Raw genomic sequence first — 25,537 nt, 5'->3', positions numbered from 1 at the left:
CCCGCGCGCGGGCACCCACCACAGCGGGCGCGGCTCGGCATCCGGCCCGGCGCACGGTCGCGAACGGCGGTGCGGGCGTGCGGGCCGGGCGTCGGGCGACGCGACGACGCCGCACCCACCCGATGATTCTACTGGGTGTCCCCGACAGGAGTGCGGCAAGGACACCCCTGAATTCCTCGCAGAGCCGAGAACTCGGATCGGGACACCATCCGAGACCCGCGAGCGCATCCGGACGGCTCCTGCGCGGGCTCGCGCGAGCGTCGGCTCAGCCGTAGGTGTCCCGGGGTCCGCGCCCCTTCACCGTGCGCGGGCCGTGCCGCCAGCTCGGCGCCGCCGGACCCTGCACCTTGATCTTGCGGACCACGCCCTTGCCCACCCCGTCGGCGATGCGCTGCAGGATCTGGCGCTGCAACAACCGCAGCTGAGTGGCCCAGGCCGTCGACTCGGCCTGCACGGTCAGCTCACCGTCCGAGAGCGCGACCGGCTTGGTGTGCTCGGCGATGTCCCCACCGACCAGACCCGTCCAGCGGGCGAAGACCTGCCCGCCGGAGAGCCGGTCGGTCCAGCCCCGGTCGGCCGCGATCCGGGAAGCGAGCCTGCCCAGCGGCTGCGGGTCGCGCTCGTCCGCGCCCGGCCCCGACCAGCGGCGACGCCGTCGGCCACCACCGGAGCCGAGCACGCTGCGCCGGGACCGGCGCTGGGTCTTCGACTTCTCCTTGGCGGCCGCCAGCGCGGCCCGCGCCAGATCGGATCCGCGCAGCTCGGCGCCGTCGGACCCGACCGCGGCGGGCGTCGCGGCACCACCTTGCTCGCCCGTTGTCATCGAGTTATCCACACCATCCACAGCCTTATCCCCAGTTGTGGGTAACTCTGGGGGGAACTCACTCACCCTGCGTGTTCCCCCGGTCCGGGCCGCTCCGCGCTGCCGCTCACTCGACACGGCGCACCTCCCCGTCGCGGACGTCGAAGCGGGTTCCGGCGAGCTCCTCGGGAACGTCCTCCCCCACCGCCGCCGTCACCAGCACCTGCTCGGCCCCGGACACCAGCTCCGCGAGCCGCGACCGGCGCCGCCGGTCCAGCTCGGCGAACACGTCGTCGAGGATCAGCACCGGCTCCGCGCCATCCTCGGCGAGCAGTCGGTACGAGGCCAGCCGCAACGCCAGCACGAAGGACCACGATTCGCCGTGGCTCGCGTAACCCTTCGCGGGCAGCTCGCCGAGCACCAGGTCCAGGTCGTCGCGGTGCGGCCCGACCAGTGAGACGCCCCGCTCGAGCTCCTGCCCGCGCACCCGCTCCAGCTCCGCGAGCAGCGCGGACTCCAGCACCTCCCGGTCGGCGCGCGCGCCCAGCGGCACGCCGTAGTCCGCGGGCATCGAGTCGCCGAGGCTGCTGCGGTAGTGCGCGTCGGCCACCCGGCCGGCGGGAGCGCTGTCCGTCCCGGTCTCGGCCACGCTGGCATAAGCGCTGGTCACGTGCGGGGCAAGATCGGCGACCAGGTCCAGGCGCCCGGCCAGCAGGTCGGCACCGTGCCGGGCGAGGTGGCCGTCCCAGACCTCCAGGGTGCGCAGGTCGGCGGCGGGACCGCCCCGGCGCGCCGCGCCCGCCGACTTCAGCAGCGCGCTGCGCTGGCGCAGCACCCGCTCGTAATCGGAGCGCACCCCCGCGTAGCGCGGTGCCCGCGTGACCAGCAGGTCGTCCAGGAACCGCCGCCGCTCCCCCGGGTCCCCGCGCACGATCGCCAGGTCCTCCGGGGCGAACAGCACCGTGCGCAGGATCCCGAGCACCTCGCGCGGCTTCCCCGGGGCGCCGCGGTTGATCCGGGCCCGGTTCGACTTGCCCGGCGTGATCTCCAAGTCGACCAGCAGCTCCCGGCCGGAGTTGACCACCGCCGCCCGGACGTAGGCGCGCTGCGCGCCGTAGCGCACCAGCGGCGCGTCGCCGGACACCCGGTGGGATCCGAGCGTGGCGACGTAGCCCAGCGCTTCCACCAGGTTCGTCTTGCCCTGGCCGTTCGACCCGACCAGCACGCTGGCCCCGGGTTCGAAGGTCAGGTCGGCCTGCGGCCACGACCGGAAATCGGTCACTTGCAGATGTCGGACGTACACAGCGCTCCACGGGGTCTGGTCGCGCGAGCGAGGACGCGCGCGGAACCCGGCCGCCGGCCGGGCACGTGGTGAGGTGACCCCGCGCGGAGTCACCTCACCGACATGTCACCTTGTCGACACGGCGACCCGGCTCAGCCCTCGTTGGTCTCCACCGCGTGCCCGCCGAACTGGTTGCGCAGCGCGGCGACCGCCTTCATCGCGGGCGAGTCGTCCTGCCGGGAGGCGAAGCGCGCGAACAGCGCCGCGGTCATCACCGGGGTCGGCACGGCGTGGCGCACCGACTCCTCCACCGTCCAGCGGCCCTCGCCCGAGTCGGAGACGTAACCGCGCAGCTTCTGCAGCTCGGGGTCGTCGTCCAGCGCGCGGACCAGCAGGTCCAGCAGCCAGGAGCGCACCACGGTGCCCCGGCTCCAGGCCTTGACCGTCGCGGGCACGTCGGTGACCACGTCGGAGGCGGCCAGCAGCTCGAAGCCCTCGGCGTACGCCTGCATCAGGCCGTACTCGATGCCGTTGTGCACCATCTTCGCGTAGTGCCCGGCGCCGACCGGCCCCGCGTGCGCGAAGCCCTCCTCGCGAGGCCCCTCCGGACGCAGCGCGTCGAAGATCGGCATCGCGCGCTCGACGTCGGCGGTGTCACCGCCGGCCATCAGGCCGTAGCCGTTCGTCGCGCCCCACACCCCGCCGGACACGCCGACGTCGACGTACTTCACGCCGTGCTCGGCCAGCAGCGCCGCGTTCGCCTGGTCCTCGGTGAAGCGGGAGTTCCCGCCCTCGATCACCAGATCGCCCTCGGACAGCACCTCCGCGAGCGCGGCGATGGTCTGCTTGGTGGGCTCGCCGTGCGGGACCATGACCCACACGATCCGCGGTCCGCTCAGCGCACCGGCGAGGTCGGCGACGGAAGAGACGTCGCTGACCTCCTGGTTCCGGTCGTAGCCGATGACCTCGTGCCCGGCTGCGCGAAGCCGCTCGCGCATGTTGAAGCCCATTCGGCCGAGACCCACAAGTCCCAGTTGCACCGGATATTCCCCTTCGACACTGGTTGTTGCCCGGGCCAGCCGTTCCGGCGCGGCCCGGTGCCGCACGTGATCGGCACCCGGGCGGATCGCGGCGGGCGCCGGGGCTGCCTCAACCCGGCAGGCGCACCGGCATCAGCAGGTAGAGGTAGCCCTCCACCACCTCACCATCCTCCCCGACCGGCTTGAGCAACGCGGGTCGGTTGGACGTGGTGAACAACATCTGGGCGCGGTCGGTCTTGAGCGCTCCCAGGCCGTCGAGCAGGTACGCCGGGTTGAACGCGATGGTCAGCGGATCGCCGTCGAGCTCCACCGGGAGCTCTTCCTCGGCGCTGCCCTCGTCGTCGCCGCCCGCGGTCAGCCGCAGCCCGGAGTCGGAGAACTCCAACCGGACCTGGGTGCCGCGCTCGGCGACCAGCGAGACGCGCTTGATCGCCTCGACCAGCGGCGCCACGTCGACGATCGCGGTGACCGCGGTCTCCGAGGGCAGCAGCTGGCGGTACTTGGGGAACTCCGCGTCGAGCAGCCGGGACGTGTTGCGGCGCGTGGTGCCGGACAGGCCGAGCAGACCCTCGCCGGAGGCCAGCGAGATCTCGACCTTGCTGCCCGCGCCGCCGAGGGTCTTCGCGGACTCGGCGAGGGTCTTGGCCGGGACCAGGATCGCGGCGTCGTTGATCGACTCGTCCGGCTCCCAGGTGAACTCGCGCATCGCGAGCCGGAAGCGGTCGGTGGCCACCATCGTCAGCCGGTCGGAGTTGATCTCCATCCGCACCCCGGTGAGCATCGGCAGCGTGTCGTCCCGGCCGGCGGCGACAGCGACCTGCGCGACCGCGGCCGCGAACAGGTCACCGGGGACGGCGCCCGCGCGCTCCGGCATGGAGGGCAGTTCGGGGTAGTCCTCGACCGGCATCGTCGGCAGGCTGAACCGGGAGCTCCCGCAGGTGATCGTCACCCGGGTGCCGTCCACGGTGATCTCGACCGGCCGGTTCGGCAGCGACTTGGTGATGTCGGCCAGCAACCGCCCGGAGACCAGGGTCTTGCCGGTGGAATCGATGGAGGCCTCGGTCGTGACCTGGGCGGAGACCTCGTAGTCGAAACCGGAGATGGTGAGCGCCTCACCGGAACTGGCGTCCAGGAGCACCCCGCCCAGCACCGGCACCGGCGGGCGCGACGGCAGGCTGCGCGCGACCCAGGCGACGGCGTCGGCAAGACCATCACGTTCCACGCGGATCTTCATCGATGTCCTTTCGGTTTCGGCCGAGGCCGGGTTCCGGGGAGAACGCCGCTGACGCGGTCGGTCAGCTTCCGGGAGTGCTGTCGAACAGGGCTGTCGGAGGTCGGGAGGTCCGCCGCGAGCACCCGGGGTGCGGCCGCGGGGCGGTCGAGCACCTGGCTCGGGGTGCGCCGGAACTCGTCCCGCGAGGCGCCAGGAACTCGGAGCTCCTGATTCCGGCGACCGTCGCGGGAGTTCCACCGTAGAGCGTTCGACGTGATCGCCGCATCCGGGTCCTGGCTGCCGGATCGGCCTCGGGGCCCGGCGGGCGCCGAGTTGTCCACTTGTCCACCGCCCCTTCTCTTGTTCTTTTCTTCATTCAAAAGAAAAGAAAGAGAGCAGTAGTAGTAACGGTTGTGGGTTGTGGGGACAACCCTTGTTTTGGCAGCTCATCGGGTGTGCACACCTGTGGATGGGACCTGGGGGCAACCGGTGGATGGTCTGAACGGGTCGTGGACAACTTCTGCCTCGCCCGAAGTTGTCCACATTCGGGCCGTGTTGTCCACATCTCCATCCACAGCTGAGACCCCAGTTGTACCCAGCCCCTGCGGATGAACCGCGCTTCGAGCCCCTCCACCGATCGGGGTGTGGGTGGATCTGTGGGTTTCCTGTGGCCAACTCGGGTGCTGCCTGTGGGCAAGGTGGGGATCGTTGTGCACAGCCTGTGCATGAATTGGGGAAAACTCCAGCTCGCGCCTGGGGACGGCCGGGCTGTGGACAGCTCGGGGCTTCGGCGGCTTTTCTGCCGGGGTGTGAGGGCAAGACCACGCCCCCGGTGCAGAAAAGTTCGGGCGCGTCGGAGGCCGTCGGCCGCGAACCCGGGCGCGTTTCGTGCGCTCTGCGATCACCTGTTCGCCCTGCGGCCGAAAATCTGGCGCGGAACGACCGTCGCGGAGCCGGACCAGAGCCGGCCCCGAGCGGTCGAGGCCGGGATCCGGTGCTCCGGATGTTTCTCCGGGGGGCCACCGGGAGCGTTCAGCGGGCGCAGCAGAAAGGTGCGGCGGAACGGGCTGGGGTTCCGGCCCCCGCTGCGCGTCCCGGTCCGCTCCGCCGTGCCCGGCTTCGGGACGCCCGGCTTCGGGACGCCCCAAGGCTCGGGACTCCCGGCTTCGGGACGCCCCGCTTCGGGACGCGGTGGCCGGGGTGAGGGGGCCGGGTGAACGCGCGACGGCTTTCTGGCGGCCTGGTGCGGCCGGGCTCAGGGGGTGAGGCAGAAAGGTGCCGGGTGCGGCCGGAGTGCGCGGGGGGCGCCAGAGCTCCTGGCCGGACCTCAGCGGCCCAGGTCCGCGCAGGTAGAAGCATTCGTCACCGACGGCTGGGTAATAACAGCTCCCAGTACCGCTCAGCGCGACCAAGGGCGGACTCCGCGGGCGAGCCGCGATCGACCTGCAAAGCTCTGACCAGGGAAGACACCAGCGCTGGCCGGGAGCGGACAGCGAGCGGAACGGCTCAGGCCCGGGACTGCTGCTTGATCCGGGAGGTCAGCTCCTGCACCTGGTCGTAGACCCGGCGCCGCTCCGCCATCTCCTTGCGAATCTTCTTGTCGGCGTGCATCACCGTCGTGTGGTCCCGGCCGCCGAAGCTCTGACCGATCTTGGGCAGCGAGGAGTCGGTGAGCTCCCGGCACAGGTACATCGCGATCTGCCGGGCCTGGGCGAGCGCCTTCGTCTTCCCCGGCCCGCACAGGTCGTCGATCGTGACCGCGAAGTACTCCGCGGTCACTCCCATGATCGTCGGCGCGGTGATCTCCGGCGTCTGCGAGTCCGGGATGAGGTCCCGCAGCACGATCTCCGCCAGCTGCACGTCCACCGGCTGCCGGTTGAGCGAGGCGAACGCCGTCACCCGGATCAGCGCGCCCTCCAGCTCGCGGATGTTGCGCTCGATGCGGGCGGCGATGAACTCCAGCACCTCCGCCGGCGCGGCCATCCGGTCCTGAGCGGCCTTCTTGCGCAGGATCGCGATCCGCGTTTCCAGCTCGGGCGGCTGGATGTCGGTGATCAGTCCCCACTCGAAGCGGGTGCGCAGCCGGTCCTCCAGGGTGCGCAGGCCCTTCGGCGGGCGGTCCGAGGACACCACGATCTGCTTGTTGGAATTGTGCAGCGTGTTGAAGGTGTGGAAGAACTCCTCCTGGGTTCCTTCCTTGCCCTCCAGGAACTGGATGTCATCGACCAGCAGCACGTCCACGTCGCGGTACCGGCGCTGGAACGCCACCTGCCGGTCGTCGCGCAGCGAGTTGATGAAGTCGTTCGTGAACTCCTCGGTGGACACGTAGCGCACCCGCATCCCGGGGAACAACCGCTGCGTGTAATGCCCGACCGCGTGCAGCAGGTGCGTCTTGCCTAGTCCGGACTCGCCCCAGATGAACAGCGGGTTGTAGGCGCGCGCCGGCGCCTCGGCAGCGGCCACCGCGGCCGCGTGCGCGAACCGGTTCGAGGCTCCGATGACGAAGGTGTCGAAGGTGTACTTCGCGTTCAGCCTGGTCTGCGAGGTCGGTGGGGCGTGCTTCGGCGCGGTGAACGGCTGGCCCGGCGGGTGCTGCTCGACGTGGTGACCGCGGCCGAAGGTCGGCCACTCGGTCGGGACCGTTTCCTCCGGCTCGGAGTCCTCCTCGACGTCGGCCTCGTCGTGGTCGGCGGCGGAGTCGTGGGCCGTCGGCCACTGCTGCTCGGCGTACCGGTCCGGCTCGGGCTGCGCCTCGGCGCCGTTCTCGGCTGCCGGGTACTGCGCGTTCGGGGAGGAGTACTGCGTCTCGCCGGAGTAGGAGCTCTCCGCGGCGTACTGCGCGCCGCCGGAGTAGGAGTACGGGGCGGCCGGATACTGGCCGCCCTGCTCCTCCGGCAGCGCACCGCTCGGGTGCGCCGGACCGCCGAACGCCTCCGGGCGCCGCGACGGCGCCGGGTAGCTCGGCGGACCGGCCGCGATGTAGGGGGAGGATTCGTAGGCGATGCCGTAACCCGCGGGCCGCTCGGTCTCCGGACGGGACGGGGTGCCCGGGCGCCCAGGGGAGCCGGTGCGCACCTGGGGTTCCGGCCGGGCTTCGGGAGCGGCCAGCGGGCGGGTCGGCGCGGGGACCGCGGTGTCGACCTTGACCGCCAGGGAGACCTCCCGGCCCAGGCGGCGGGACAGCGCCTCGGTGATCGGCTCGCGCAGCGCTCGTTCGATCGCTTCCTTGGCGAAATCACTGGGCGCGGCGAGCAGTGCCGTACCATCCAGCAGGCCGATCGGCCGGGTCACGCGCATCCACGCGCGTTGTTGCGGCGAGAGCGTGCCGGAGGACAGCTCCAGCACGACTTCGTCCCAGACCCGACCAAGCTCGGTTTGATGGTCGGACACCCCTGCGCTCCCCTCACCGGCACGTCACCCGCACCGGGATTCCCACACCTTGTGCAGTGCGTCATCGCCGGCGCGGGGTGATGATGAACTCCCTCCGCGAACGCCCGGGACAGGTGTCCACAGAGTTATCCACAACTGTGCATGAAGGTACGGCAGCGGACCTCGGACATCCCCCCTGGGGCCCTGCCGGTGCCCGCGATCCAGGTGGTTCCCTGCCCGCCGAGTGGTCACGGCTCCCAGGCGGCGCACTGGACCGGCGGCTCCCACACCACCGGGCGCGCATCGCAGGAGGGACAACCTAACAAGGTCGAGATCACCTCACAAGACGGGTGGTCCCGGGCGTGCCGGGCCCGCCGGGCACCCCCGGTGACCACGCAGGAGGAGCGGCAGCGTAGCCTCGTGCAGTCCCCCGCCGCACGAGCGGGAATGTCGCCGCGCTTGGATTTCGCGAGATCTCCCGGCGCAGTGCGCGGAGCACCACCCGGTGTTCCCGCGCGCGGACGCCCCCCGTTCGGGGTGAGCTCGACACGATGGCCGCCACGGCGGGCGGGGACACCTTGACCGAGCCATCGGGCCGAGCACCGCGCCCGTTCCGAACGGGCCAGAAGTAACGGGGAGATCCACCGTGAGCAAGGGCAAGCGCACCTTCCAGCCGAACAACCGCCGCCGCGCCCGCAAGCACGGGTTCCGGCTGCGCATGCGTACCCGCGCCGGCCGCGCCATCGTGACCGCGCGTCGCCGTAGGGGCCGTGCCTCGCTGACGGCCTGATCACCGGCCAGTGCTACCCGCGGCCGCCCGGCTGACGTCGAGCCAGGAATTCCGGCTGGCGGTCCGTCGCGGCCGCCGTGCGGGACGCACCCGTCTGGTGGTGCACCTGCTGATGCCGAACGCGGCGACCCGGCCTCTGGCCGGGGACGCCGCTACCGGTGCTGGGCGCTCGACGCCCGGCACCGCTCAGCAGGAGCCTGCGGCCGGCAGCTCAGCCGAGGTCGCGCGCGCGTCCTCGGGCCTCGAACCCACTCGGGAATCCGGTGAACCGGCCCGCGTGGGTTTTGTCGTGAGCAAGGCCGTGGGCAACGCTGTCCTCCGGCACCGCGTGACCCGGCGCCTCCGGCACCTGGTGCGCGACCGCCTCGACCTGCTGCCCACTGGCACACTGGTGGTGGTGCGCGCACTCCCCCCGGCCGCGAGCGCCTCCAGCCGCGATCTCGGATCGGACCTCGACGCGGCGTTGCGGAAGCTGCGCCTGGCGCGGCCCGGTGGCCCGGTGACGGGATCTGGATGACAGGCGGAGGCCCGGGATGTCGGACACGCACGACCACGGCGCATCGGCGCGGCCCAGTCCGCTCGCGTGGGTGCTGCTGCTCCCGGTGCACGTGTACCGGAAGATCATCTCCCCGCTGCTCCCGCCCACCTGCCGCTTCTACCCGAGTTGCAGCACCTATGCGGTTGAGGCGCTGACGGTGCACGGCGCGTTCCGCGGCGGCTGGCTCGCCCTGCGGCGCCTGCTGCGCTGCGGCCCCTGGCATCCCGGCGGGCTCGACTTCGTCCCACCCCGGCGGGACCGCGACGGCGGACCCGAGGCCGAGCCGGGTGCAGCGCCCCGATCCCCCGCGGAGGACTAGTGCTCGACTTCATCAACTACCCGGTCTCGGCGATCCTGTGGTTCTGGCACGAGGTCTTCGGCTTCGTCCTGGACCCGGCGAGCGGCACCGCCTGGGCCCTCTCGGTGGTGTTCCTCGTCTTCACGCTGCGCGCGCTGCTGTTCAAGCCGTTCGTGCACCAGGTGCGGTCGATGAAGAAGATGCAGGAGTTCGCCCCGCAGGTCCGGGCGTTGCAGGAGAAGCACGGCCACGACAAGCAGCGGCTCGCGCAGGAGATGCAGAAGCTCCAGCAGGAGCAGGGCTTCAACCCGATCTCCGGCTGCCTGCCGATGCTGGTCCAGGTGCCGGTGTTCTTCGGGCTGTTCCACGTGCTCAACGGATTCCACCCCGGAGCGCCCTCGAACTTCGTGTTCGGGCCGGAGGACGTGCAGTCCTTCGTCGCCGCCGACCTGTTCGGGGCGAAGCTCTCCAACACGATCAGCCAGGCGCCCGAGGTGCTCGCCTCTTTCGGCACCGACCGGATGTCGATGATCGCGGTCGGCGTGCCGTTGATGATCGCCGCCGCGATCGCCACCCACTTCACCTCGCGCCACTCGGTGCAGCGACAGACGGCCGAGGCGGCCGCGAACCCCCAGACCGCGGTGATGAACCGGATGGTCTTGTGGATCTTCCCGCTGTTCGCCATCATCGGTGGCCCGTTCCTGCCGCTGGCGATCTTGCTCTACTGGCTGGCCAACAACTTCTGGACCCTGGCGCAGCAGCGTGTCGTCTACAGCCGGATCGACCGCGAGGAGGCCGAGTCGGCGAGCGCCGCGACGGTCGTCGACAGCACCGCGGTCGTCACCGCCCGCACCCCCGGCGCGGACCAGCCCGCGATCGAGGTGGCGCCGAGCTCGGTGGAGCCCGAGGACGCCGCTCGCCAGCACGCGACCGAGGAGCGCTCCCCCGTCGACTCGGCCGACACCGACCAACCCGGTGATGCCCCCGGGGTGCACGAAGACCGTTCCCGCGACGAGCGACCGGGTGAGTCCCGCTGACCGCGTCGCGTACCCCTGGAGAGGAGACGCCCAGTGTCTGAGACCGTGCAGGAGCCGACCGAGGTCGAAGAGTCGGCGGAGGTCGAGCCCAAGGCCGAGCAGGAGCGCAGCAACACCGAGACCCTGCTCGTCCAGGAGGGCGACGTGGCCGGTGACTACCTGGAGCGGCTGCTGGACCTGCTCGACTACGACGGCGACATCGACCTCGACGTCGAGGCGGGCCGTGCGGTGGTGAGCATCGATGGCGGCGGCGACCTGGAGAAGCTGGTGGGCTCCCGCGGCCAGGTGCTCGAAGCGCTGCAGGAGCTGACCCGGCTCGCGGTGCAGCAGGACACCGGAGTCCGCAGCCGGCTGATGCTGGACGTCGCGGGCTGGCGCGCCGGTCGCCGCGAGGAGCTCAGCACGCTCGGCCGGACCACGGCGGAGGACGTGCTGAAGTCCGGCGAGGAGACCCGGCTCCGGCCGATGACGCCGTTCGAGCGGAAGATCGTTCACGACGCCGTGGCGGCCGTGGACGGTGTCCACAGCGAGAGCGAGGGCGAGGAGCCGAACCGCAAGGTCGTCGTCTTCAAGAGCTGACCCCTCCCCCGTCGCGATGGCGGGATGGTGAATCAAGGTGCCCGGCCGGGAGGTTCCGGCCGGGCACCTTCGTGTTCGCGGCTGGTTTCACGTGAAACCGCCCCCGGCGCGTTCCACGTGAAACCAGGCGCGGGAGCAAGACCGACTTCGGACTGAGATGATGAACCGGGCCGCGCGGACCCCGTGTTCCGAGCCGATGTTCCACGTGAAACCGAGCGCTGCCGTTCGAGCGCGTTTCACGTGAAACAACTCCGTACCGACTTGGCGGACGCGCCCCGTTTCACGTGAAACGACGACAGCAGGGTGGAAGACTGTGATCGCAGCAGGAGATGATCCGATCCCGGTTCCGGCGGCCGCGCAGGCGGTCTTCGGTGATCGCCTTCCGCGAGCGGAGCGGTTCGCCGAGCTGCTCGCCGAGCAAGGCGTGCACCGGGGATTGATCGGCCCTCGGGAGCTGGGGCGGATCTGGGAACGCCATCTGCTGAACTCCGCGGTCCTCGCGGAGTTGCTGCCACCGAATTGCCGTGCCGTGGACGTAGGCTCTGGGGCAGGTTTACCGGGCATCCCGCTGGCGATCGTCCGCCCCGATGTCGAGCTGGTTCTGCTGGAGCCGATGGCCCGACGAGTGGCGTGGCTGCGGGAAGTCATCGAAGAGCTGGATCTCTCCGCAGAGGTGGTGCGTGGGCGTGCCGAGGAAGGCCCCGTGCGCGATCGGCTCGCCGATCAGGACGTGGTCACCGCGCGCGCCGTGGCACCGATGGAGCGCCTCGCCGCGTGGTGCCTCCCCCTGCTCCGCCCGGGAGGGCGGTTGCTCGCGTTGAAGGGGTCGACCGCTGCGGAGGAACTGGACCGCGATGCGGCCGCCGTGCAAGCGGCGGGTGGCAGTCGCGGTGAAGTGATGTCGTGTGGCGACGACGTGCTCGACGTGCCGACGACGGTGGTCGTCGTGGAGCGGGTCTCGCAGAAAGCGCCCGGTCGGCGTCGTGACGGCGGCCGGAGAGCGAGGAAGGATCGTGAACGGTGACGGAGTCGAACGGAGCAGGGCGTGTTTCACGTGAAACGAGGGGCCGCGTAATGGGTTCCATGCGCTTCCCGTCGGGAGCCGACGAGCAGGCGGGCAACGAGAACTTTCCCGCGGATGGCGTCGGCTGGACTCCGATCATGGAAGAGGCGCAGCGCGCCACCCGGGTGCTGCACCCGGAGACGATGCAACTCCCCCGCCCGGACCGGCGCCGCATCCTCACCGTCGCCAACCAGAAGGGCGGCGTGGGCAAGACGACGAGCACGGTGAACCTCGCCGCGGGCCTCGCGGTCCAGGGGCTCAAGGTGCTCGTCATCGACCTGGACCCGCAGGGGAACGCGAGCACGGCGCTGGGCGTGGACCACCGCTCCGGTGTCCCCTCGGTGTACGAGGTACTGCTCGGCGAGATCAACATCGCCGATGCGGCGGCACCGAGCACCGAATCGCCGAACCTCTACTGCGTGCCTGCGACGCTCGACCTGGCCGGATCGGAGATCGAGCTGGTGTCGATGGTCGCCCGGGAAGGGCGGCTGAAGGAGGCGCTGAAGTCCGAGGCGATCGAGCAGATCGCCCCCGACTACGTCTTCATCGACTGCCCGCCCTCGCTGGGTCTGCTCACGGTGAACGCGATGGTCGCCGCGCACGAGGTGCTGATCCCGATCCAGTGCGAGTACTACGCGCTGGAGGGGCTCGGCCAGTTGCTCCGCAACATCGAGCTGGTGCAGGCGCACTTGAACCCGGCGCTGTGGGTGTCGACCATCCTGCTCACGATGTACGACGGTCGCACCAAGCTGGCGGACCAGGTGACCAACGAGGTGCGCGGTCACTTCGGCGAGTTGACGCTGCGGACGGTCATCCCGCGCAGCGTGAAGATCTCCGAAGCGCCGGGGTTCGGCAAGACGGTGCTGAACTACGATCCCGGTTCGCGGGGTTCGATGAGCTACCTGGATGCGGCGAGGGAGATCGCCGAGCGGGGTGTGGAGAGGAAGACGGCATGACCGAACGCAAAGGTGGTCTGGGGCGCGGTCTCGCGGCGTTGATCCCGAGCGGTCCTCCCGCGGAGGCAGGCCCCGCCACCGGCGTGGCGGTGCGCGGCTCCGGTTTCAGCTCGCCTCCCTCTCCCTCTCCTTCCCCCTCCCCCGCGCCCGGGGACGGGGCGAGCGCGCCTGTTTCACGTGAAACGAGCGGCGGCAGCGTGGCGGGTGCGACCTACCGCGAGATCGTCACGGCCTCCATCACGCCGAATCCGCGGCAGCCCCGGCAGGTCTTCGACGAGGACGCGCTGTCCGAGCTGGCGCACTCGATCCGCGAGTTCGGCCTGATGCAGCCCATCGTGGTGCGCGAGGTCGAGCCGGACCAGTTCGAACTCATCATGGGCGAGCGCCGGTGGCGCGCTTCGCAGCGGGCCGGCCTGGAGGTCATCCCGGCGATCGTCCGGGAGACGCACGATGACGCGCTGCTGCGGGACGCGCTGCTGGAGAACATCCACCGCGTGCAGCTGAACCCGCTCGAAGAGGCGGCGGCCTACCAGCAGCTGCTCGACGAGTTCGACGTGACCCACGACGAACTGGCGGAGCGGATCGGCCGCAGCCGACCGGTCATCACCAACACGATCCGGCTGCTGCGGCTGCCGATGCCGGTGCAGCGGCGGGTGGCGGCCGGGGTGCTCTCGGCCGGGCATGCTCGGGCGCTGCTGGCGTTGGACGACGCGGGCGGTCAGGAGGAGCTCGCCTCCCGGATCGTCGCCGAGGGGCTCTCCGTGCGGGCGACGGAGGAGGCGGTGACCCTCAAGAAGGGTGAGGCTCCGGCGAAGCCGAAGGCCGCGCCGCGCAAGCAGCTCCAGGCCCCCGGTCTCCAGGGGCTCGCCGAGAAGCTGTCCGACCGCTTCGACACGAAGGTGAAGGTCGATCTCGGCAAGCGGAAGGGACGGATCGTCGTCGAGTTCGGCTCGGTCGACGATCTTGAGCGGTTGGCGGAGCTGTTGTTGCCCGAAGATGCCGAGAAGCTCCGTGAACTCGGCGAAGGATGACACCAGCGCCTTTCGTCACGGTGACGATCTTCGATTCGCCCGTTTCGCCCCTTTCGGTGCGCCTCGGCGCGAGCAGGTGAGCCAAGCGTTCTGAGTCAGAAATAGAGCCGCCGATGACGGACATCGGCGGCTCATCTTCTTTCGTTCTGTCGTTTCACGTGAAACACGGCGAACCGCGCCACCGCGCTCAGCGGCCGCGGGCGATCGCCTTCTCCACCAGTCCGGCGAACACCTCGCCGAGCGAGCGGCCTGCCGCCTCCACCGCCATCGGGAACAGCGAGGTCTCGGTCAGTCCCGGCGAGACGTTCACCTCCAGGAAGTGCGCCACCCCGTGCCGATCGATGATCGCGTCGGTCCGGGAGACGTCGCGCAGTCCGAGGAGCCGGTGCGCGGACACGGCCAGCGCCCCTGCCCGTTCCGCGACGTCCGGCGCGAGATCGGCGGGAGCCTGGAAGCTGGCGAGCCCGGCGGTGTAGCGGGCGGTGTAGTCGTAGACCCCGTTCGCCGCCTCGATGCGCACCGCGGGCAGCGCTTCCGGGCCCTCGGCGGTGTCGACCACGCTCACCGCCACCTCGACCCCCTCGATGAACTGCTCCACCAGCACCGTGTCGCCGTAGGCCAGCGCGCCCACCATCGCCGAGGGCAGCTCGGAGGCGTCCCGGACCACCCGGGCCCCCAGGGCCGAGCCGCCCTGGTCCGGCTTGAGCATCAGCGGAAGCCCGAGCTTGGCGACCAGGGCGTCCAGCACGGACTGCGCTCCGAGCTCGCGGAAGGTGGCGTGCGGCAGCACGACCCAGTCCGGCGTGCTCAGCCCCGCGCGAGCGAGTTCGGCCTTGGCGGTCGGCTTGTCCCACGCCCGGCGGCAGGCGCGCGGGTCGGTGCCCACGTAGGGGACACCGAGCATGTCGAGGACGGATTGCACCGAGCCGTTCTCGCCCTCACCGCCGTGCAGCGCGATGACGACGGCGTCCGGGCGCTCGTCCTGGATTCGCGACAGCAGACGGGAATCGGCGTCCCACTCCCCCACGGTCATCCCCACGGAGCGAAGCGCGGTGGACAGCCGCCGCCCGGAGCGCAGCGACACATCTCGCTCGTGCGACAGCCCACCGGACAGCACGGCGACCCAACGATCGGACACTAGTCGAACACCCCTGAAAGTAAGAGTCCACTGCGCACCAGGTGCGCAGTGGACCGATCGAATCGTGCGGCAGGAACGAGGTTACGCCGTGTCCGGGGACGGAGCCTCGGGCCCGGACACCGCGCGCTGCGGCACGCTGCCGAAGGTCCGCACCAGCTCCATCTCGTCGGTGAGCGTGTTCGCCAGCCTGCGCACGCCCTCCCGGATCCGCTCCGGCGTCGGGTAGCAGTAGGACAACCGCATCTGCCGGGAGCCCAGCGCATCAGCGTAGAACCCGGTTCCCGAGGCGTAGGCGACGCGCTGGGTCACCGCCCGCGGCAGCATCGCCTTGGTGTCCACGCCCTCCGGCGCGGTCAGCCAGACGTAGAACCCGCCGTCCGGCTTGGTCCAGCTGCAGCCCTCCGGCATGTGCTGCTCCAACGCGCCGAGCATCGCGTCGCGCCGCTCCCGGTACTGCTCGCGGAAGGTCTTGATCTGGCCCTTCCAGTCGTGCGTGCTCAGGTAGCGGGACACGATCATCTGGTTCAGCGTGGGCGGGCACAGCGTCGCCGACTCGGCCGCGAGCACCAGCTTCTCCCGCACCGCGTGCGGGGCGAGCACCCAGCCGACGCGCAGGCCGGAGGCGAAGGTCTTGGAGAACGAGCCGAGGTAGACCACGTTGTCCGGATCCATGCTGCGCAGCGCCGGGTAGGTCCGCCCGTCGAAGCTGAGCAGGCCGTACGGGTTGTCCTCCAGCACGAGGATGTCGTGCCGGCGGCAGATCTCCAGCACCTCGGCCCGGCGCTCCACGGCCAGGGTCACGCCGCCGGGGTTGTGGAAGTTCGGGATGGTGTAGAGGAACTTGATCCGCTCCCCGCGGCTGGTCACCTCGGCGATGGCCTGCCGCAGCGCTTCGGGCTGGAGCCCGTCGTCGTCCATCGCGACGTGCACGACCTTCGCCTGGTAGGCGCTGAACGAGCCGAGCGCCCCGACGTAGGACGGTCCCTCGGCGAGCACCACGTCGCCCGGGTCGCAGAACAACCGGGTGACCATGTCCAGCGCCATCTGGGAGCCGACGGTCACCATGACGTCGTCCGGGTGGCCGGTGATGCCCTCGGCGGCCATGATCTCGCAGATCTGCTCGCGCAGCTCCGGCACGCCGTGCGCGGAGCCGTACTGCAGGGCGGCCTGGCCGTCGACGGAGATGAGCCGGGCGACCTCGGTGGCCAGCGAATCCAGCGGCAGAGCGGCGAGGTTCGGCATCCCCCCGGCCAGCGAGACGACCTCGGGGCGGCTCGCCACGGCGAACAGTGCCCGGATCTCCGAAGCGGTCATGCCTGCGGTGCGCTGGGCGTAGCGGTCGCGGTGCGCGTCGAGGTTGCGCGCCGCTCCTGCCTGCTGGACCGCGGCCTCCTGCTGGGGGCCTGGCTGCTGCGGATCGGTCGGGGTGCTGCCGTGATCGGACATTCCGCGCTCCGTGGATCGGGTGTGCGCTGTAGTGATCGTCTCCTGTAACCGCTAGGTGACGGTCGCGCGAGTCTATCTGTGCTATCGCGTCCGGAGGTGGTTCGTGTAACGGGCGCCTCGCACAAACCGGGTCGACGGTAACCCATCTCACCAATTCGAGTGTCACTGGGAACGGCGAGGTGCTTCCGGCGGAACCTGGCGGCGGCTTATCCTTGCGGCAGCCCCACCTGCCGTGCGTGGGTTCTGGCGGAATCGCGGGAGGTCAGGGTGTCGCGTCGCGTCGTCGGCGTCACGTTGGACAACCTCGACCACCTGCCCCCGAAGTGCCGTCGCTGCGTGTTCTGGGAACTCGCGCCGCACATCCGGGAGCAGGCCGAGGAGTTCGGCGAGACCGGGCTGGAGAAGGAGGCCTGGGTCTCGAACGTGCTGCTGGACTGGGGGTCTTGCGGCCGGGTCCTCTACATCGACAACGTGCCCGCCGGGTACGCGCTCTACGCGCCGCCCGCCGCGGTGCCGCGGGCGGCGGCGTTCTCCTCCGGCCCGGTCAGCGCGGACGCGGTGCTGCTCACCTCGTTGCGGGTGATGTCGGAGTTCGAGCACGGTGGGCTCGGCCGGGTGCTGGTGCAGAACGTCGCGAAGGACCTCACCAAGCGCGGAGTGCGCGCGATCGAGGCGTTCGGCGATCTGCACGAGACAGCCGAAGGCTGCCTCGTCCCGGCCGGCTTCCTGCAGCAGGTCGGCTTCAAGACGGTCCAGCACCACCCGAAGTACCCGCGGCTGCGGCTGGAGCTGCGGACGGCGATCTCCTGGAAGGAAGACGTCGAAGCCGCGCTGGAACGCCTGCTCAGCACGGTCTCGGTGAAGACCGCGGAACCCGTGTTCGGCTGATCCGTGCGACGGCCCCCTCGACGAGCGGCGGGAGGAGGCCGCCGGGGCTCAGGCGCCTTCGGCGCGGGTGAGCTCGTGGCGGAGCAGGTCGTCGAAGGTGAAGGTGCCCGTCGGCTGGTCGTCCTTGCCCAGCAGGTACAGCCGCTTCACCGCGACCAGCAGGCCCTCGGCGATGATGTCGCGGAACGCCGGGTCGAGCAGCCGCCGCCGGTCCTCGGGATTGGTGAGGTAACCGATCTCGGTGCGCACCGCCGGCATCCGGGTCAGGCGCAGCACTTCCCAGGTCTGCGGGTGGATGCGGCAGTCCCGCATCCCGGTGCGCGCCACGATCTCGCGCTGCAGGAATCCCGCCAGCGCCTCCCCCACCGTGGAGGTGGTGCCGTTGCCGGTGCCGAAGTGGAAGCTCGCGACGCCCTGCGCCACGGGAGACGGGTTGGCGTCCATGTGCAGCGAGAGGAACAGGTCCGCGCCCGCCTCGTTGGCGAATCCGGCGCGGTCGGCCTCCGGTGGGCACGAGTGCGGCCCGCGGGAGATCAGCGCCTCCATCCCGGTGGCGACCATCCGGCCCTCGACCCTGCGGGCCAGGTCCCAGGCCAGATCGGCCTCGCTGACGCCCGCCGACATCACACCGCGGTCGGTGCCGCCGTGTCCCGGGTCGAGCACGATCCGCTTGCCGCGCAGCAGCGGTCCGGAGCGCCGGACCTTCTCCTGCTCGCGCAGGTAGACGGGGCGGCCACCCCGGACCTTGGGGGCGAGCTGCTTGAGCGCGCGAAGCGTGCTGGGCCCGCAGATCCCGTCGGTGCCCAGGCCGTAGTCGCGCTGGAAGCTGCGCAGGGCTTGCTCGGTCTGCCAGCCGAAGATGCCGTCGGGCCGCCCCGCGTCGAAGCCGAGTTCCAGCAGCCGCTCCTGCAGCGCGAACACGTCGTCCCCGCTGACCGGCTTGGACACCAGGTAGGCGAGGGAGCGGTCGCCGAGCCGCCAGCGCGCGTCGGTGAGAGCGCGGTAGGTGGCGGGGCCGACGACGCCGTCGGTGATCAGGCCGCGTCGCTGCTGGAAGACGCGCACCGCGTGTTCCACCACCGCGTCGAAGCTCGCGGGGCCGGAGGCGGTTCCGTTAGGGGGGGCCGGTAGGAGACCCAGCGCAGCAAGGGTGTTCCTGATCTCGGCAACGGCCGGACCGACGTCACCGCGGTGGAGCAGCTGCATGCACTCCTCGCTCGATTCAGGCGCCGATGATGGAAACCCCGGCGCGTAGGACGGTCGTACTCCCCCGAATGTCCACTTTTGGGTGGATGGGCTCAGGTGCGAACCCACCGGCTCATTGTGCCTTGCCTGTTGTGCAGCGGCGCTGCGGCCCATCGCAGGGCCGGTACCGGTGGAAACGACGGAACCCCGCGTCCCCCTTTCACGGGCGGGGGAACGCGGGGTTCCGGCTGCGTCGCGCGGCGTCAGCAGCGGATCACAGGTAGTCCTCCAGGTCGGAGAGCAGCGCCGCCTTCGGCTTCGCGCCCACGATCTGCTTGACCGGCTCGCCGCCGGAGAACAGCAGCAGCGTCGGGACGCTCATCACCTGGTAGTCGCGGGCGATCGACGGGTTCTTGTCGATGTCCAGCTTCGCGACGGTGATCTTGTCCTGGTGCTCGTCGGCGATCTCCTCCAGGACGGGGGCGACCATCTTGCACGGGCCGCACCAGGTCGCCCAGAAATCGACCAGCACGGGCTTGTCGCTGCCCAGCACGTCGTCCTTGAACGAGTCGGCGCTGACGGTCACGGTGTTGCCGGCCATGTTCATCTCCCTCGGGAAGGTGTGGAAATTCGGGTCGTGGCGGGGAACGTCAGCGCGCCGCGGCGGGCTCGGCGGTCGGCGCGTAGCCACCGCCCTCGTGCTCGGGCGTGACGTGCGCCTTCTCGCTGAGGTCGTGCTCGGCCAGCCAGCGCTCGGCGTCCATCGCGGCCGAGCAGCCGGACCCTGCGGCCGTGATGGCCTGCCGGTAGGTGTGGTCGACGAGGTCGCCGGCGGCGAACACGCCCGGCAGGCCGGTGCGGGTCGTCGGCTGCTCCACGAGGACGTAGCCCTCGTCGTCGACCTCGACCTGGTCGCGCACGAGTTCGCTGCGCGGGTCGTGGCCGATGGCGACGAACATGCCGGTGACGTCCAGCTGCGATTCCTCGCCGGTGACGGTGTCGCGCAGCTTCAGGCCGGTCACGGCGTTGTCCCCGAGGACCTCGGTGACGGCGGCGTTGGTGCGCCAGCGGATCTTCTCGTTCGCCTTCGCCCGCTCCAGCATGATCTTGGACGCGCGGAAGTCGTCGCGGCGGTGGATGATCGTCACGGAGTCGGCGAACCGGGTCAGGAAGGTGGCCTCCTCCATCGCGGAGTCACCACCGCCGATCACGGCGATGTGCTGCTCGCGGAAGAAGAAGCCGTCGCAGGTGGCGCAGGCGGACACGCCGTGGCCGAGGAGCTTCTCCTCACCGGGAACGCCCAGGTAGCGGGCCGCGGCACCCATCGCCAGCACGACCGCCCTGGCCCGGTACTCGACGCCGTTCGCGGTGACCTTCTTCACGTCACCCGCGAGATCGACGTGCTCGACGTCCTCGGCGCGCAGCTCACCCCCGAACCGCTTCGCCTGCTCCCGCATCTGCTCCATGAGCTCGGGGCCCATGATGCCGTCGCGGAAGCCCGGGTAGTTCTCCACGTCAGTGGTGGTCATCAGCGCGCCACCGAACTGCGTGCCCTCGAAGACCAACGGCTCCAGTTCGGCCCGCGCGGCGTACACCGCGGCGGTGTACCCAGCAGGGCCGGAGCCCACGATGATGAGGTTTCGGACGTCGCCAGTCACCGCGCCCCTTTCGTTGTCGCGTGCCGCCCGCCGCGCAGGGCGCGCGAGCGTATCCGGGTCAACGCGATCCTAGGCGTGACTGTTCCCGGGCCGGCCGCCCGTGACCCCGCGCGGTCCGATCAGCCCCCCAGCGTGCTGTCGGAGATCGTGGCTGGTTGGCCCGGCCCGCAGTCCTGGCCCACGACGAGAACGCGGAACTTCCCGATGCCGCCGCCGGGCAGGATCAGCGCTCTCGCGGGGGCGCCGTCGATCGTGACCTCGCGAGCGCCGAGCGGGTTCCCGCTGGTGATGCCGTTGGCTTGCAGGCAACCGAGCAGCCGCGCCGGATCGGACAACGCGCCGTACTGCTCGGAGTTCAGGGCCTCGCCGAGCTGGTCCGGGGGCAGCGTGTCCCCCCGCAGCGCCAGCGGTGGCGGGGAGCCGGGTCGCGGAGCGGCCTGCTCGGATCCGCCGGAGCCGAGCGTGGTGGTGAGCACCACGACCCCGGTGACGGCCGCGGCCGCGGTGAGCAGACCCGCGGTCCAGCCCGCCCGCTTCCGGCGCCGGGCCCGGGCGGCGGCGAGGTCGACGACCTCCGCCTCCTGCCGCGGTTCGGGGCGAGCTCCGACCGGTTCTTCCGAGCCGGGGATCATCGACCAGGAGCGCAGCTCGGTGCGCAGCGCGTCGTCGAGCCGGGCGGCTACGTCGTCCGGCACCTCGGGAGCGGGCAGCTCGCCCAGCTCGGCGCTGGTCGCCTCCAGCGCGGCCAGCAGCTCGGCCGCCTCGGGGTCGGCCTGGATCCGCGGCAGCAGCCGCTCGGCCTCCTCCGGGTCCAGTGCTCCCGCGTGCAGATCGGCCACCAGGTCCAGCGCGTACGGCGGGCCTTGCGGCGTGCCGGGGCGCTGTTGTTCGCCGCTCATCGTCCCTCCCGTCGGCGCGTGGCATGGGCGTCATCTGGGACGTTCGCATCCGCACTCGGGTTCCGAAGGTGCCCCAGAAGTGTGGCCAGCTTCACCCGTCCTCGCGCGCACCGGCTCTTCACGGTGCCTTCGGCGATGCCGAGCACGGCCGCCGTGTCCGCGACCGAATAGCCCTGGACGTCCACGAGCACGATCGCGGCGCGCTGGTCCTCCGGCAGCGCGGCCAGCGCGTCCTGCACGGCCATCCGGGTGACCTGCTCGTCGATCGCGTCGCGGCGCACGGCGGGTTCCGCCGGTCCGGTCTCCGGCAAGGGCACCGTGGGTCTGGCCTGCCGGCGGCGTATCCGGTCCAAGCAGGCGTTCACCACGATCCGGTGCAGCCAGGTGGTGACCTGGGACTCGGCCCGGAACGAGCCGGCGTTGCGGAAGGCGGAGATCATCGCGTCCTGCAGTGCGTCGGCGGCGTCCTCGTGATCGCGCATGGTGCGCAGCGCCACGGCCCACAGCCGGTCCCGGTGCCTGCGGAACAACTCCGCGAAGGCGTCCGGGTCGCCGCTGGTGTGCGCCGCGATGAGGTCGGCGTCCGATCTGACGGGGGCAGACACGGTTGAGCACTCTACTGATCGTGAGCCCGGACACGAGCACCGCGCCGGTCCCGCGCGGAGCCGGGGCCGGAGGCGGCCCCGCGCGGGTCGGACGAGCGTGCGGTCAGGCAGGCGTGCCGGAGAAGGTGATCTCGTTGATCCGGCTCTGGAACTTGCCCTCGGCGGGCGCGAGCTGGGTGATCCACACGATCACGTTCTGGGTGGGCTGCGCCTCGTTGATCGGGATGACGGTCTTGCCGCCGGAGAGCGTCTGCTGCCCGAGGACCGGGCTGGACTCCAGGTTCGGGCTGCTGCCGTCGGCCGCGCGGATCTCGACCACGGTCCCCGGGCTGGCCGAGTCGATGACGACCTCGCGGAGGGTGGTCGGCGCCGCGAAGCTCAGCACCGAGCCGGTCCCGGACTTGAAGCCGGTGCCGAACTGGTCGTTGTAGGAGTCGGTGGCCCAGGACGTCGACGGGTCGCCGTCGAAGAGGTTGCCCAGCTTGCCGGGGCTGTCCGGGGTCTGCTCCTTGACGAACGGGGTTCCGGCGGTGACCTGCACCGGGACGTTCTGCTGCGGGGCAGGCGGCGGACGGCTGTTGCCGTCGTCCAGGGTGACCGAGGGACCTTCGGCGGACTGGTTGCCCGCGAACACGCCGATGAGGTTCGCGACGATCCAGCCGACGACGAGCAGCGTGGCCACCGCGAGCGCGCCGACGCTGACCGCCAGCTTCTTGCGCTTGATCTTGTCCGGCTTGGGGTCCTGGGTGCTCCAGACCTCGTTGTTCTCCCTCGGCCCCGCGGGCGCCGAGGAGGTCGGCTCGTCGAAGGTCGCGTGCTGCTCCAGCACCCGCAGCACCGCGGCCCCGGTGCGCACGCCGCCGGTCGTCCCGTGCGTGTCCGGGCTGCCGAGCGCGCGCAGCGCCACCGTGGAGAGCTCCAGCGGCACGGTGGGGCGCAGCGTGCGGGGCGCCACGATGGTCCCGTCGGGTCCGGTGGGCGCCGTCGGCAACCCGTCCGGCGGGTTGTCCAACGCCCAGCGCCCGGTCAGCAGCAGGTACAGCGCGGCGCCGAGCCCCCGCACGTCGTCGCTGGAGCTGGCCGTGGACAGCGGCCCGGGGAACGCCATCCGGACGTCGCCCTCGGGCGTGACCCTGATCCGCTGCGGGTGGTCCGCGCCGAGCACGAGTCCCGCGTGGTGGGCCGCCTCGACCGCGGCGGCCAGCGGCTGCAGCAGTCGTGCGGCGGTTCCCGGTGCCAGCGGCCCGTCGCCCACGAGTTCGATCAGGTCCGTGCCGTGGGTCCACTCGGCGATGACGACGCCGAGCACGCCCTGCGGATCGCCCGGCGCCGGTGTGACGACGTCGAGCACCCGCGCGACGCCGACGTGGTTGAAGGTGCTGGCGTGCATCGCGCGTTCCAGCGTGCGCCGCGCGCTGGAGGCCGCGTTCGAGTGGGACCGGTCCCCGGTCAGGATGGTCAGCGCGACGTCGCGTCCGAGCACACCGTCCTTGGCCCGCCACAGCTGCGCATCGCACCGGGGGTCGGTGCCGACCTTCTCCAGCAGGCGGTATCGGCCGTGGTCGAGTACCGCGCCGGGGGTCAGCTGTTCGGCGTCATCCGCCGTCGACTCGCCCGCGTCACGTTCCGGCATCGCTTGCCTGGTCGGTTTGCTGCTCACCTTCCCTCTCCCGCTCCTCCCGCTCCAGCCGGGGGGCACTGAACACCCCCTCCCCACGGGAGAAGACTTCCGCCCCGAGGGTACGTGACGCCGATGTCACCGACGACGCAGCAGAGCGGTGAGCCGCCCGATCGCAGGCTCCAGTTCCCGCACCCGGAGCAACATCATGAGTCCGAAGGTCAGCGCGAAGCCGATCACCGAGCCCGCGACCAGCTGCGACCACCCGGTGCCGGAGCCAGCGGGCCCGGGGATCAGGGCGTCCACCCCGAGCACGACCCCCCAGGTCCCCAGCCCGCCGAGCACCGAGGCGAGCAGCGTCTTGCCGAAGGTGGCCAGGAAGACGCGGCCCTCCAGCCGGCCGAGGCGGTGCCGCAGCCAGATCTCGCCGACCAGCCAGCCGATCACGAAGCTGAACGAGTTGATGAACACCAGCGCGTACAGGACCATCTCGGGGTCCTCGATCAGACCGCACGGCAGCGCCATCGCGATCTTGGCGATCGTCATCACGACCATGATCAGAGTCGGCGTCCGCGCGTCCTTGAGCGCGTAGAACACCCGCATCTGCATCATCGTGATCGCGTAGGGCAGCACGCCGAAGGCGGAGACGGCCAGCGCGACGCCGATCTGGTCCGCGTCGCCGCTGCTCTTGCCGACGGAGAACAGCGCCAGCGCCAGCGGCAGGCCCAGCGCGCTCATCACGCCGCTGATCGGCAGCAGCGTCACCGTCGACAGCCGGTTGCCCAGCGACAGGTCGGAGACGACCTTCGGGTAGTCGTGGTCGGCGGCCGCGCCGCTCATCCGCGGCAGGATCGCGGTCATCACCGAGAACCCGATCACGCCGTAGGGCAGCTGCAGCAGCATCCAGACGTAGTTGTACATCGACCACACGACGGCGCGGGTGCCCACGCCGCTCATCACCATCAGGCCGATCTGGCTGACGCCGACGTAGGCCAGCATCCACAGCGCGAGGCCGCCGAACTCGTTGAGCCGGGAGTCCCAGCCCCACCGCCAGCGCAGCCGGAAACCGGTGCGGCGCAGCGCGGGGACCTGGATGAAGGCCTGCGCGACCACGCCGAGCGTGACCCCGATGCCGAGCACCAGCAGGTGCGAGTCGGTCATCCGCACGGGGTTGACGGTGAGCTCGCCGGGCAGCGCGTAGTACGCGCAGATCGTGGCGATCACGACGAGGTTGTTCACCACCGGCGCCCAGGCCGGTGGGCTGAAGATCTGCTTGGCCTGCAGGATCGCGCTCATCAGCGCGCTGATCCCGTAGAACAGGATCTGCGGCAGCAGCAGGTAGGCGAAGGCGGTGGCGAGCTCGGGGCTCGCGGCACCGCCGTCGCGGACGTAGAGCCAGACCAGCACCGGGGCCGCCACCACGGCCAGCGCGGTGCCCACCACCAGCAGCACGATCGACAGCGACAGCAGCCGCTGGATGTAGGCCTCGCCGCCGTCGGCGTCGGACTTCTGCGCGCGCACCAGGACCGGGACGATCACGCTGGTGAGCACGCCGCCGATGAGCAGCTCGAAGACGCTGTTCGGGAGGTTGTTGGCGACGGTGAACGAGTCGTTCTGCACGCCGAAGCCGATGACCAGCGCCAGCATCACCTTCCAGCCGAAGCCGGTGATGCGGCTGATGAGCGTCGCGATGGCCATCGAACCGCTGGCGCGCAGCAACGACTTGCCGCCGCCCCCGGGAGCGCCGCCCGCGGGGCGCAGCACCCGGGTCTGCTCCTCGGCGAGCTCGGCGGCCTGGTCCAGCCCGGGCGCGGGCAGCACGGCCGGGATCGGTTGCGTCTCGGCGGCGTGCCAGCCGGGCGGTGGCGCGGCGCGGTGCGGGACGGTGCCCCGCTCCTCGACCGGCACCCTCGACGGCCCGCCCGGTCCGACCCGGGGGATCGGCCGGGTGAGGTCGTCGACGGGACCGTTCGCGCCGGGACCCGGCCCCGCCGGGTTCCGCCGTGCTTCCGCGTCGCTGTCTCGGTTCACTGCCCTGCGCCCTTCACTCACCGCCTGCGCCGCCGCGGGATATCACTCCCGCGTGTGGCCGAACCAGGATG

At 71.1% G+C, this 25,537-nt stretch carries 23 protein-coding genes; 9 read left to right on the top strand and 14 right to left on the bottom strand.

What is annotated here, in order from left to right; translation table 11 throughout:
* Positions 1 to 265: 265 nt before the first annotated feature.
* From ACL03H_RS15395 to dnaA, 5 genes are all read right to left on the bottom strand, one after another.
* The gene (locus ACL03H_RS15395) at positions 266 to 823 is read right to left on the bottom strand and encodes a DciA family protein (RefSeq protein WP_412811908.1); all 558 of its coding nucleotides are present in this window, start codon (positions 821 to 823) and stop codon (positions 266 to 268) included.
* Positions 824 to 929: 106 nt separating this feature from the next.
* The gene (gene recF, locus ACL03H_RS15390) at positions 930 to 2,105 is read right to left on the bottom strand and encodes a DNA replication/repair protein RecF (protein ID WP_412811907.1); all 1,176 of its coding nucleotides are present in this window, start codon (positions 2,103 to 2,105) and stop codon (positions 930 to 932) included.
* Between the two features lie 131 nt (positions 2,106 to 2,236).
* Complete coding sequence (gene gnd, locus ACL03H_RS15385; protein WP_412811906.1) at positions 2,237 to 3,124, bottom strand: phosphogluconate dehydrogenase (NAD(+)-dependent, decarboxylating); 888 nt, start codon at positions 3,122 to 3,124, stop codon at positions 2,237 to 2,239.
* Between the two features lie 109 nt (positions 3,125 to 3,233).
* Complete coding sequence (dnaN, locus tag ACL03H_RS15380) at positions 3,234 to 4,358, bottom strand: DNA polymerase III subunit beta (protein ID WP_412811905.1); 1,125 nt, start codon at positions 4,356 to 4,358, stop codon at positions 3,234 to 3,236.
* Between the two features lie 1,485 nt (positions 4,359 to 5,843).
* Positions 5,844 to 7,727, bottom strand: a complete 1,884-nt coding sequence (gene dnaA / locus ACL03H_RS15375) for a chromosomal replication initiator protein DnaA (RefSeq protein WP_412811904.1) — start codon at positions 7,725 to 7,727, stop codon at positions 5,844 to 5,846.
* A 625-nt stretch (positions 7,728 to 8,352) separates the two neighbouring features.
* On the opposite strand from dnaA, the gene rpmH reads away from it, so the two are divergent.
* From rpmH to ACL03H_RS15335, 8 genes are all read left to right on the top strand, one after another.
* The gene (rpmH, locus tag ACL03H_RS15370) at positions 8,353 to 8,496 is read left to right on the top strand and encodes a 50S ribosomal protein L34 (protein WP_412811903.1); all 144 of its coding nucleotides are present in this window, start codon (positions 8,353 to 8,355) and stop codon (positions 8,494 to 8,496) included.
* Positions 8,497 to 8,506: 10 nt separating this feature from the next.
* Positions 8,507 to 9,013: a ribonuclease P protein component gene (rnpA, locus tag ACL03H_RS15365; RefSeq protein WP_412811902.1), complete on the top strand. Its 507-nt coding sequence runs from the start codon at positions 8,507 to 8,509 to the stop codon at positions 9,011 to 9,013.
* Between the two features lie 16 nt (positions 9,014 to 9,029).
* Positions 9,030 to 9,353 carry a membrane protein insertion efficiency factor YidD gene (gene yidD, locus ACL03H_RS15360; RefSeq protein ID WP_412811901.1) on the top strand — a complete coding sequence of 108 codons (324 nt, stop codon included), beginning with the start codon at positions 9,030 to 9,032 and terminating at the stop codon, positions 9,351 to 9,353.
* Complete coding sequence (yidC, locus tag ACL03H_RS15355; protein ID WP_412811900.1) at positions 9,353 to 10,369, top strand: membrane protein insertase YidC; 1,017 nt, start codon at positions 9,353 to 9,355, stop codon at positions 10,367 to 10,369. The genes yidD and yidC overlap by 1 nt, the downstream gene beginning before the upstream one ends.
* Positions 10,370 to 10,402: 33 nt before the next feature.
* A complete protein-coding gene (locus ACL03H_RS15350; protein WP_412811899.1) occupies positions 10,403 to 10,948 on the top strand; it encodes a Jag family protein in 546 nt (181 codons plus the stop codon).
* A 313-nt stretch (positions 10,949 to 11,261) separates the two neighbouring features.
* Entirely contained in the window at positions 11,262 to 11,972 is a 711-nt protein-coding gene (rsmG, locus tag ACL03H_RS15345; protein ID WP_412811898.1) for a 16S rRNA (guanine(527)-N(7))-methyltransferase RsmG, read from the top strand.
* A 59-nt stretch (positions 11,973 to 12,031) separates the two neighbouring features.
* Positions 12,032 to 12,967, top strand: a complete 936-nt coding sequence (locus tag ACL03H_RS15340) for a ParA family protein (RefSeq protein WP_412811923.1) — start codon at positions 12,032 to 12,034, stop codon at positions 12,965 to 12,967.
* Positions 12,964 to 13,998 carry a ParB/RepB/Spo0J family partition protein gene (locus ACL03H_RS15335; RefSeq protein WP_412811897.1) on the top strand — a complete coding sequence of 345 codons (1,035 nt, stop codon included), beginning with the start codon at positions 12,964 to 12,966 and terminating at the stop codon, positions 13,996 to 13,998. Before ACL03H_RS15340 ends, ACL03H_RS15335 begins: the two co-directional genes overlap by 4 nt.
* Positions 13,999 to 14,185: 187 nt before the next feature.
* Here ACL03H_RS15335 and ACL03H_RS15330 read toward each other — a convergent pair whose 3' ends face one another.
* Both ACL03H_RS15330 and ACL03H_RS15325 read right to left on the bottom strand, forming a co-directional pair.
* Positions 14,186 to 15,136 carry a D-alanine--D-alanine ligase family protein gene (locus ACL03H_RS15330; protein WP_412811896.1) on the bottom strand — a complete coding sequence of 317 codons (951 nt, stop codon included), beginning with the start codon at positions 15,134 to 15,136 and terminating at the stop codon, positions 14,186 to 14,188.
* Positions 15,137 to 15,217: 81 nt separating this feature from the next.
* A complete protein-coding gene (locus ACL03H_RS15325) occupies positions 15,218 to 16,582 on the bottom strand; it encodes an aminotransferase-like domain-containing protein (protein WP_412811895.1) in 1,365 nt (454 codons plus the stop codon).
* A 267-nt stretch (positions 16,583 to 16,849) separates the two neighbouring features.
* On the opposite strand from ACL03H_RS15325, the gene ACL03H_RS15320 reads away from it, so the two are divergent.
* Positions 16,850 to 17,470, top strand: a complete 621-nt coding sequence (locus ACL03H_RS15320) for a GNAT family N-acetyltransferase (protein WP_412811894.1) — start codon at positions 16,850 to 16,852, stop codon at positions 17,468 to 17,470.
* A gap of 48 nt (positions 17,471 to 17,518) precedes the next feature.
* Here ACL03H_RS15320 and ACL03H_RS15315 read toward each other — a convergent pair whose 3' ends face one another.
* The 7 genes from ACL03H_RS15315 to murJ all read right to left on the bottom strand — a co-directional run bounded on the left by ACL03H_RS15315 (position 17,519) and on the right by murJ (position 25,466).
* On the bottom strand, positions 17,519 to 18,676 hold the full coding sequence (locus ACL03H_RS15315; RefSeq protein WP_412811893.1) for an N-acetylmuramoyl-L-alanine amidase: 1,158 nt from the start codon (positions 18,674 to 18,676) through the stop codon (positions 17,519 to 17,521).
* A 253-nt stretch (positions 18,677 to 18,929) separates the two neighbouring features.
* Positions 18,930 to 19,256: a thioredoxin gene (gene trxA / locus ACL03H_RS15310; RefSeq protein WP_412811892.1), complete on the bottom strand. Its 327-nt coding sequence runs from the start codon at positions 19,254 to 19,256 to the stop codon at positions 18,930 to 18,932.
* Between the two features lie 49 nt (positions 19,257 to 19,305).
* Positions 19,306 to 20,313 carry a thioredoxin-disulfide reductase gene (gene trxB, locus ACL03H_RS15305; protein ID WP_412811891.1) on the bottom strand — a complete coding sequence of 336 codons (1,008 nt, stop codon included), beginning with the start codon at positions 20,311 to 20,313 and terminating at the stop codon, positions 19,306 to 19,308.
* Positions 20,314 to 20,432: 119 nt separating this feature from the next.
* On the bottom strand, positions 20,433 to 21,212 hold the full coding sequence (locus tag ACL03H_RS15300) for a hypothetical protein (protein ID WP_412811890.1): 780 nt from the start codon (positions 21,210 to 21,212) through the stop codon (positions 20,433 to 20,435).
* On the bottom strand, positions 21,209 to 21,817 hold the full coding sequence (gene sigM / locus ACL03H_RS15295; protein ID WP_412811889.1) for an RNA polymerase sigma factor SigM: 609 nt from the start codon (positions 21,815 to 21,817) through the stop codon (positions 21,209 to 21,211). Before sigM ends, ACL03H_RS15300 begins: the two co-directional genes overlap by 4 nt.
* A 103-nt stretch (positions 21,818 to 21,920) precedes the next feature.
* A complete protein-coding gene (locus ACL03H_RS15290; RefSeq protein ID WP_412811888.1) occupies positions 21,921 to 23,477 on the bottom strand; it encodes a protein kinase family protein in 1,557 nt (518 codons plus the stop codon).
* Positions 23,478 to 23,573: 96 nt separating this feature from the next.
* Positions 23,574 to 25,466, bottom strand: coding sequence for a murein biosynthesis integral membrane protein MurJ (gene murJ / locus ACL03H_RS15285; RefSeq protein ID WP_412811887.1), 1,893 nt, complete (start codon positions 25,464 to 25,466; stop codon positions 23,574 to 23,576).
* Between the last annotated feature and the right edge of the window lie 71 nt (positions 25,467 to 25,537).

Source organism: Saccharopolyspora antibiotica (assembly GCF_047200635.1).
Taxonomy (GTDB): domain Bacteria; phylum Actinomycetota; class Actinomycetes; order Mycobacteriales; family Pseudonocardiaceae; genus Saccharopolyspora_C.
This window is presented reverse-complemented; position numbering and strand designations above follow the sequence as displayed.

Bases quoted from the DNA above. Each gene is read 5' to 3' on its own strand.
- yidD (WP_412811901.1), top strand. From the start codon at position 9,030: ATGTCGGACACGCACGACCACGGCGCATCGGCGCGGCCCAGTCCGCTC.
- ACL03H_RS15335 (WP_412811897.1), top strand. From the start codon at position 12,964: ATGACCGAACGCAAAGGTGGTCTGGGGCGCGGTCTCGCGGCGTTGATC.
- ACL03H_RS15395 (WP_412811908.1), bottom strand. From the start codon at position 823: ATGACAACGGGCGAGCAAGGTGGTGCCGCGACGCCCGCCGCGGTCGGG.
- trxA (WP_412811892.1), bottom strand. From the start codon at position 19,256: ATGGCCGGCAACACCGTGACCGTCAGCGCCGACTCGTTCAAGGACGAC.
- ACL03H_RS15315 (WP_412811893.1), bottom strand. From the start codon at position 18,676: ATGCAGCTGCTCCACCGCGGTGACGTCGGTCCGGCCGTTGCCGAGATC.
- ACL03H_RS15325 (WP_412811895.1), bottom strand. From the start codon at position 16,582: ATGTCCGATCACGGCAGCACCCCGACCGATCCGCAGCAGCCAGGCCCC.
- ACL03H_RS15340 (WP_412811923.1), top strand. From the start codon at position 12,032: ATGCGCTTCCCGTCGGGAGCCGACGAGCAGGCGGGCAACGAGAACTTT.
- dnaN (WP_412811905.1), bottom strand. From the start codon at position 4,358: ATGAAGATCCGCGTGGAACGTGATGGTCTTGCCGACGCCGTCGCCTGG.
- ACL03H_RS15300 (WP_412811890.1), bottom strand. From the start codon at position 21,212: ATGAGCGGCGAACAACAGCGCCCCGGCACGCCGCAAGGCCCGCCGTAC.